Consider the following 8,259-nt stretch of genomic DNA (forward strand, 5'->3'; position numbering starts at 1 on the left):
CTGATCGGTCCCCTGTGGACGACTCGATCGAGCGATCCGGCGCCGGAGCGGCCCGTCGTACGGTCGGGAATGCGATTCGCCGACCTGGCGGTGCCCGCCGAGTGGGCCTCGGAGGCCCTCGTCCACGCCGAGTTCACCGGCCCGGGTGCCGGGACAGCACCACTGACCTGGGCCCAGCGGGTGCTGTGGCGCTCCATCACGCGGTTCGGCTCCAACCACCACTTTCTCAACCTGAGGCGTACCGTGCCGGTCTCCGCGCGGGCCGGCGCGGACGTGGCGGCTGCGGCCCGCGCGGTGGGCGAGCTGGTCGGCCGGCACTCCGCGCTGCGCACCCGGCTGCGGGTGACCGACGGCGGGCCGCGCCAGGAGACGGCGGCGGCCGGGTTGCTGCCGCTGCTGGTGTGCGCCGGCACCGACGACGGGGCCCGGGCCGCCCGGGAGGCCGCCGACCGCCTCGGCGACGTGGCGTTCGACCACGCCGAGGAGTGGCCGCTGCGGGTCGCGCTGGTCACGGTGGCCGACCGGGTACGGCAGGTCGTCGTGGTGTTCAGCCACAGCACGGTGGACGCGCACGCCGCCGAGGTGGTGCTGCGTGACCTGCGGCTGATCCTACTCCGGGGCGCCCTGGCCACGCCGCCCGGCCCGCAGTCGGCGGACGTGGCCCGCCGTCAGCACGGGGCCGACCGGCGCCGCTCGGAGCGGGCCGTGGCGCACTGGCTGCGGGAGTTCCAGCGGCTGCCCGGGCAGGCGCCGGCCCCGACCGCGCCGGGTCTCGACCCGCCGCTGCGCCGGGGCGTCCTGGTCTCCTCCGCCATCGACACCGCCGCCCGGCTGATCGCCGCCCGGCAGCGGGTCAGCGTGTCGGCGGTGCTGCTGGCCGGGTACGCGGCGCTGGCCGTCCGCGACTCGGGCCGGGACGTGTGCGGCCTGTTCCCGATGGCCCACAACCGGTTCCGCACCGAGTACGCGGGCGCGGTCGCCAACCTCGGCCAGGTCGGCTTCTGCGTGGTGGACCTCACCGGGCGCCCCGACTTCGGCGAGCTGGTGTCCCGCGTCTGGGCCGCGTCCCTGGACGGCCTGCGGCACGCCTACTACAGCCCGCCCGCGCTGCGCCAGGCCTTCGAGGCCCGGGGCGTCGACTTCGACTCGGCGTTCCTGCCGCACCACTACTTCAACGACGTCCGGCTGCCCGTCGGCGGAGTCGACCCGCCGCCCCGGACGACCCCCGGCGAGCTACGGGCCGCCATGGGGCGCAGCACCTTCACCTGGACAGAGGGCCTCCGCCAGGCGGCCTGGCACCTGCTGACCCACGTTGTCGACGAGCCGGCCGGGGTGGGCGTCACGCTCACCGCCGACACCCGCCATCTCCCGCTGGACGCCGTCGAGCCGTTCCTGCGCGGGCTGGAGGAGCTGCTGGTCGAGGCGGCCTTCGCGGAGGTGCCGTGGCCGTGCTCGTCCGCCGGGGCCGGGCTCCCGGCCGCCACCGGGCCGGTCACCCCCGACGGCACGGGCGTCGAGGAGTTGACGTACGCGCCGTTCTCCGGTGGGCGCGCCGCGAGCGCGCCGCTCACCTGGGGGCAGCGCGCGATGTGGCGCACCGTCGAGGAGTTCGACTCCCCCGCCGCGTACCGGGTGCTGGGGCTCCCCCGTACCCTGCCGGTCGCTGCCCGGGCCGATGTCACCGTGCCCCGGGCGCTGCGCGCCGTCGGCGCACTGGTCGCCCGGCACGGGTCGCTGCGTACCCGGTTCCGGCGCCGGGACCGGGAGCTGCACCAGGAGGCGGCGGCGACGGGCCGGCTGCCGGTCCTCGTGCACGCCGTGCCCCGGCCCGCCGACGACCCGGACGGCCGCGACGCGGCGACCGCCCTGGCCGCCCGGCTGCGCGAGCCGCGCTTCGACCACGTCGCCGAGTGGCCGCTGCGCGTCGCGCTGGTCACGGTGGACGACCGGGTACGGCAGGTCGTCACGGTGTTCAGCCACTCCGTGGTGGACCTGGACGCCGCCGACACCGTGCTGCGCGACCTGCGGGTGCTCCTGCTGCGCGGCACGCTGGACACGCCGCCCGGTCTCCAGTCGGTGGACCTCGCCGAGCGGGAACGCCTCGTCCAGGCCCGGCGCTCGGAGCGGGCGGTGGCGTACTGGATCCGGCAGTTGGACGGCCTCACCGGGGGCCCGGCCGACCGGGCCGGGCCCGCGCCGGTGGTCCCCCGCCACCTGCGCGGCTCGCTGGTCTCCGCGGCGGTCGGGCACGCGACCCGGCTGGTGGCGGCCCGGCACCGGGTCAGCACCTCCGACGCCCTGCTGGCGGCGACCGCCGCCGTGCTGGGCGCGGGCAGCGGGCAGGACGCCTGCGGGATCGTCCTCATGGCCAGCAACCGCTTCCAGCCCGGCCACGACACCGCTGTCGGCACGCTCAACCAGATCGGGCTCTGCCGGCTGGACCTGGACGGCCGTCCCGGCTTCGCCGAGCTGCTGTCGCGCGCGCGGGGCGCGGCGCTGGACGCCTACCGGCACGCCTACTACGACCCGGCGGCGTGGGAGCGCGCGGTCACCGAACTGGGCCACGACCACCGGACCTTCCTGGCCCCGTTCTGCTACCTCAACGACACCCGGCTGTCGCGCCCCGCCCGTCCTTCGGGGGCCGGCCCGGACGAGGCCGGCGTACGCGCGATGGTGTCCCGCAGCGCCTTCCGGTGGCTGCCGGAGCTGACGGGCTTCCCTTGGCGCTGCCGTCTCCAGGCGCTCGACGCCCCCGGCGCGGCCGAGCTGGTCGTCACCGCCGACTCCCGGTATTTTCCGGCCGTTCGGGCCGAGGCGTTGCTGCGCGACGTCGAGGCGCTGCTGGTCGAGGCGGCGTTCGGCGACGTGCCCTGGCCGTACGCCCCGGTGCCGGGCCCGCCGGCGGCGCCGTACGGGCCCGACACGCTCGCGGTGGCTAGCGGTAGCTGATGTCGGACGAGGAATAGACGCAGTTGGTGCCGTCCGGCCCCGTGCCGATCTGGGTCGGCTCGTCGCCGCTGCTGTTGCCGTTGTACTTGCGGCAGATCACCATCGACCGGCTGGAGTCGTTGACGACCGTGACCCCGCTGAACCGGGCGGTGTCCCCGTAGTTCACGTTGACCCCGGCCACCGTGTTGCCCGGCCGGGTCAGCGTGACGTTACGGATGACGACGTCGCGCTGGTGCTGCGTCGAGCAGTTGCCGCAGGAACGGTAGAAGGTGCCGAAGTTGCTGGCCTGGAAGTTCTGGACGGTCAGCGTACCGGCGCCGTTGTGTTGGAACACCTTGTCACCGGCGCTGCGCGCGCCACCGCCGTCGACCAGGAAGGTCGGCGAGCCGGTGCCGCGGAAGGTCGCGGCGTCCTCGCCGACGTCCTCCCACCAGACGTTGCGCAGCGTGCAGGAACCGTCGCAGTGCACCCCGTCGCCGGCCGGGGCGCCGATGATGACGTTCTGCAGGGTGGCGCCGTTGGCGAGCTTGAACATCGGGTCCTGGCTCTCCTCCTGGCTGCCGTCGCCGATGCAGCAGTAGCGGCGCATCCCACCGTCGAGCACGCCGGAGACGGGGATCGTGCCGTTGACGTTGACCTGCCCCGTCGGGGTGGGCCAGGAGGTGCTCGGCGGCGGGGTCGGGTTCCCCCCGCTCACGGTCGCCAGCTGCCACTGCTGGTTCCAGCCACCGAGGTCGCCGTACCCGACGATCTGGCCGCCGTCCGCGGTCGACCACTCCCACACGTCGAGCGCCTTGTTGCTGTGCCGGTTGATGAACCGGACGTAGCCGCTGTCGGAGTCGGCCAGCCGGAACTGCTGCCGGGTGGTGCCGTTGTCGGCGTTCTGGACCAGGCCGGTGCCGTCGTTGGCGTTCGGCAGTTCCAGGAACTTTCCGCTGTGCACCGACCTGATCTTGTAGTAGCCGCTGCCGGTGTCGACGAACTGCCACCGCTGCACGGCGAGGTCGTTGCGGCCCCACTGGAGGATCGGGGCACCGTCGTTGGTGGCCCAGTTGTAGACGTCCATCGCCTTGCCGCTGTGCCGGTTGACGAAGACGTAGGTGGCGCTGGTGCTGACGGTGGCGGCGGACGCGGTCGGGATGCCGACGGCACCCACCGCCGCGGTGGCGAGCACCGCGGTCGCGCCGGCGAGGACCACCGCCCACCGGCGTCGGGGCGGGCTGCCGGTGCCGGCGGCCACAGGAGAAGTCATGGTGCGTCACCTCCGAGGACGGGTCCAGGGCATGACCCAGGACGGGAAAACGCTTTCCTCATATTATTGACATGTTTCGATTGCGTCAACGACCCCGTCGACCACGTCAGTCGCCGCACCGCGCAGGCCCCGCCGTCGGCAACCCACGGCGGCCGGGCGAGCTGGTCCCGGCCACGCGGGCTGCCATGATGCCCCGTATGTCACCGCATCGCCGCACCGTGCTCGGCGCCGGTCTCGCCTCGGCCGCCGCCGTTCTCGCCGGCTGCCGCGAGGGTGCCGTCCCGACCGCCGCCGGCCCGACCGCCGGGCCCGGCACGGCGGCCGCGGACCGCAGGCTGCTCCGCGAACTCGACCGCCACCTCGCCCCGACCAGCGCCAACCCCGGACATCCCGCGTACGCGGGCGCGGTGGCGCTCTGCCGGACCCACGGGGTCACCACGGCGCAGGCACGGGTCGGCAGGGCGCTGCGCTACGGCGCCGGCCCGGTGCTGCTGCCCGAGTCGAAGCAGGTCATGATGCGACCCGACTCGATCTTCGACCTCGCCTCGATCACCAAGGTCTACACCGCAATCCTCGCGCTGCAACAGGTCGACCACGGGCGCATCGATCTCGACGCGCCCGTGGTCGACTACCTCCCTGGCTTCACGGGCAACGGCAAGACCAGGGTCACCGTCGCCATGCTGCTGGCGCACACCAGCGGCCTGCCCGTCGGAGCCGAGGTCGCCGGCCTGCCCGACGACGCGGCCCGCCGGGCAACGGTCCTCGCCACTCCCCTGGTCGGGGGCGCGGTGCCCGGCACCGTCTTCCGCTACTCCAGCGTCGGCCTGATGGTCCTCGCGTTCCTGGTCGAGAAGGTCACCGGCCAGCGACTCGACCGGGCCCTCAAGAACGGGTTGACCGGGCCGCTCGGCCTGAAGGACACCGGGTTCAACCCCAGGAGCTGGCTCAGCGCCGCGGACCAGGCGAGCCGGCTCGTCGCCACCGACGCGCGCTCACACCGAGGGCTGCTCCGTGGCGTGGTGCACGACGACGTCGCCAACCACATGGGTGGGATCGCCGGCCACGCCGGCATCTTCAGCACCGCCGCCGAGGTGGCCGTCATCGGTCAGTTGCTGCTCGACGGCGGCATCCACGACGGCACCCGGATCCTCTCCGAGGAGATCACCCGGCGGATGCTCACCGACGTGAACAGCGGCCTGCCCGCCGTCGACCCGGAACGGCCCGACCGCACCTCCGCGCACGGCCTGGGCGTCGTGCTCGACCAGCCCTGGTTCATGGGCCGGCTCAGCGGCACCCGCACCTTCGGGCACACCGGCTTCACCGGCACCTCCCTGCTGGTCCACCCGGACCGCCGCATGGTCCTGGTCCTCCTGACCAACCGCGCCCACCCGAACTGGAGCTGGGCGAATCCGGACCCGGTCCGGGTGGCCGTCGCCAACGCCGCCCCCACCGCCGCGGTCCCGCGCTGAGATCCCCTGACCAGGGTCAGCCGACGGGCGCGCGCCGAAGCAGGTCCCGCGTGATCGAGGAGATGTCCCGGGCGCCGGTGAGCGCCATGGTGAGGTCCAGTTCGGCGACGACGTTCCGGATGACGTCCTCGACGCCGCGCTGGCCGGCGAGCGCGAGGCCGTACATGTAGGGACGGCCGAGGAGTACGGCGTTCGCGCCGAGGGCGAGCGCGGTGAACACGTCGGCGCCGGTACGGATGCCGCTGTCGAGCAGCAGCGTGGGCTCCGCGCCCAGCTCGTCGCGGATGGCGACGAGGGCGTCGAGGGAGGCGATGGAGTTGTCGACCTGCCGGCCGCCGTGGTTGGAGACCACGAGGGCGTCGACTCCCAGGTCGAGGGCACGACGCGCGTCGTCGGGGTGCAGGATGCCCTTGAGCACCACGGGCAGCCGGGTCCGCTGCCGGAGCGTGGCGAGGTGGTCCCAGCTCAGGCCGGGGTTGGAGTAGATGTCGAGGAACGTCTCGACCGACGCCCGGGGCAGCGGCGAGCGCAGGTTGCTCCAGAACCGGCCGGGGTGGTTCCGGGCGATGGCCAGCAGTGTCCTGACGGCGCCGAGGGTCACCGTGGTGGGGGGCTTGTCGGCCGGCCGGGCGACCCGGTCGGCGACGATCTCGCGGAAGCGGGGGTCGGAGGTGTACTGGGCGATGCCCTGCCCCCTGGTGAACGGCAGCGAGCCCAGGTTGAGGTCCTGCGGGCGCCAGCCCAGCACCGTGGTGTCGAGCGTGACGACGAGGGCCCCGGCGCCGGCGGCCTCCGCCCGCGCGATGAGGCTGTCCACCAGTCGCTCGTCCTTGCTCCAGTAGAGCTGGAACCAGCGCGACGCGTCGCCCATGGCCGCCGCGCAGTCCTCCATGGGGCTGCACGCCTGGTTGGACAGGATGTAGCCCGTCCCGGTGGCCGCAGCGGCGCGAGCGATCTGCAGGTCGCTGTCGTCGCCCATCAGCGCGGCCGCCCCCACGGGCGCGAGGAGCACGGGGGTGGCGTGCCGGTCGCCGAGCAGGTCGACGGAGAGGTCCCGTTCCACGGCGGCCGACGCCATCCGGGGGACGATCGCCCAGCCGTCGAAGGCCGCCCGGTTGCGCCGCATCGTCCGGCCCTCACCCGCCCCACCGGCGACGTAGGCCCACGCGGCCGCGCTGCTGGCGCGACGTGCCCGGCGCTCGAGTTCGCCGAAGTCGGCCGGGATCTCCGGACGGCGGCCGAGGATGCCCTGGCGGTAGATCGTGTTCAGGCGGGCCAGTCCGGCGCCCGGCGCGGTGGGCACGGTCGGCGCGGTGGGCGCACCAAGCGCGCTCGCGGCGGAGGGTGACGTGACGGTGACGGGCATGGGTCCTCCTCGGTGCTCGGCGAGCGGCGGCAGCAACGCTAAGTCAAGTCACGTGACTTGACAAGTCACCTGACTTGCAATGCGTCGAAGGCTCGGCCAGGATGCGGTGATGGCACACGCGGGAGGGGCGCGCGCGGCACGCCGGACGCAGGCGGTGGAAGCCCTGCTGGACGCGACGCTGGAGTGCCTCGCCACCGTCGGGTTCGCCGCCACCACCACCCGCGGTGTCGCCCAGCTCGCCGGGGTCAGCCAGGGGCTACAGCAGCACTACTTCCCCACGAAGGCCGCGCTCATCGACGCCGCGATCAACCGACTGGCCGCCCGGCTCATCGACGAGGCGTCCCAACCGGTCGCGGGCGCGACCGAACGTGAACGCGCCGAGCTGCTCCTGCGTCAGGTGTGGGAGACCTACCGGCTGCCGGTCTTCGCCGTCGTGGCCGAACTCCTCGTGCTCGCCCGCACGCACCCCGACACCGCCGCGAAGACCGCCGCGACCCTGGTCGCCGTGACCGACCGCGTGCTCGCCGTCGCCACGGACGCGCTCCCGAGCTACGCCCGGCGGGACCGCTTCCGGGACGCGCTCCTGCTCGCGCTGGCCGCCATCCGCGACACCACGACCGTCGCCCGGATTCCCGGGACCGCCCCCGCGCTGCCCACGCTGGAGGCGATCACGGCCGCCTTCCTGCACGCCGTCGACAAGGCACCCACGCGGCGCGGCACGCAGCCCGGAGCAGGCGCCTGACGCCTGCCGCCACCGTCGGCGGCGGCCTGTCGATCTTCCCGCGGTCAAACCCCCCACCAAAGCACGCGCGGCGGGCGGGACGCATCGGTTGAACGACCTCTTCTGCTGATTCCGATCAATCGATATATCTACCTGGGTGACTACCGTCACGTGATCCCCCAGGAGGGCCAGTGAAGAGATCCCTCGCCGCCGTCAGCATCTCGCTACTCACCAGCGGCCTGCTGACCGGCATTGCCACCACGGCGTACGCGGCACCGGCCGCCCCCGCCCCGGAGCCGAGTGCCGTCGCCCGGGCCGAGGCGGCACTCCGCGCGAACGGCGCAGCCGTCCGCGCCTCGGCAGGCGAAACGTACGCCGTCTACAGCTCCAAGGTGGACGCGAACGGTGCGGCGCACACCCGTTACACCCGGACCTACCAGGGTCTGCGGGTGTACGGCGGTGACTTCGTCATCCACACGACGCCGAGTGGTGGTTACGCCGG

Annotated in this window: 5 protein-coding genes and 1 pseudogene; 4 read left to right on the plus strand and 2 right to left on the minus strand. The window is 73.9% G+C overall.

The genetic code is table 11. From position 1 onward, the window contains the following. The first annotated feature begins 69 nt into the window (after positions 1-69). Complete coding sequence (locus ABZ809_RS18645; RefSeq protein ID WP_357563754.1) at positions 70-2,949, plus strand: condensation domain-containing protein; 2,880 nt, start codon at positions 70-72, stop codon at positions 2,947-2,949. Here the strand turns inward: ABZ809_RS18645 and ABZ809_RS18650 are convergent. Continuing rightward, positions 2,936-4,201 (minus strand): pectate lyase, encoded by a 1,266-nt coding sequence (locus tag ABZ809_RS18650; RefSeq protein WP_357563755.1) that lies wholly within the window; start codon positions 4,199-4,201, stop codon positions 2,936-2,938. The genes ABZ809_RS18645 and ABZ809_RS18650 overlap by 14 nt on opposite strands. Before the next feature lie 197 nt (positions 4,202-4,398). Here ABZ809_RS18650 and ABZ809_RS18655 point away from each other — a divergent pair, with 197 nt between their 5' ends. After that, positions 4,399-5,670: a serine hydrolase domain-containing protein gene (locus tag ABZ809_RS18655; RefSeq protein WP_357563756.1), complete on the plus strand. Its 1,272-nt coding sequence runs from the start codon at positions 4,399-4,401 to the stop codon at positions 5,668-5,670. A gap of 16 nt (positions 5,671-5,686) precedes the next feature. Here the strand turns inward: ABZ809_RS18655 and ABZ809_RS18660 are convergent, their stop codons facing one another. Next, on the minus strand, positions 5,687-7,036 hold the full coding sequence (locus ABZ809_RS18660) for an alpha-hydroxy-acid oxidizing protein (protein ID WP_357563757.1): 1,350 nt from the start codon (positions 7,034-7,036) through the stop codon (positions 5,687-5,689). A 109-nt stretch (positions 7,037-7,145) separates the two neighbouring features. Here ABZ809_RS18660 and ABZ809_RS18665 point away from each other — a divergent pair, with 109 nt between their 5' ends. Together ABZ809_RS18665 and ABZ809_RS18670 are read left to right on the plus strand one after the other, a co-directional pair. Further along, positions 7,146-7,778, plus strand: coding sequence for a TetR/AcrR family transcriptional regulator (locus ABZ809_RS18665; RefSeq protein ID WP_357563758.1), 633 nt, complete (start codon positions 7,146-7,148; stop codon positions 7,776-7,778). A gap of 170 nt (positions 7,779-7,948) precedes the next feature. After that, positions 7,949-8,259, plus strand: a pseudogene (locus ABZ809_RS18670) (M4 family peptidase); the annotation flags it as partial.

It is taken from the genome of Micromonospora sp. NPDC047074 (genome assembly GCF_040643815.1).
GTDB lineage: Bacteria > Actinomycetota > Actinomycetes > Mycobacteriales > Micromonosporaceae > Micromonospora.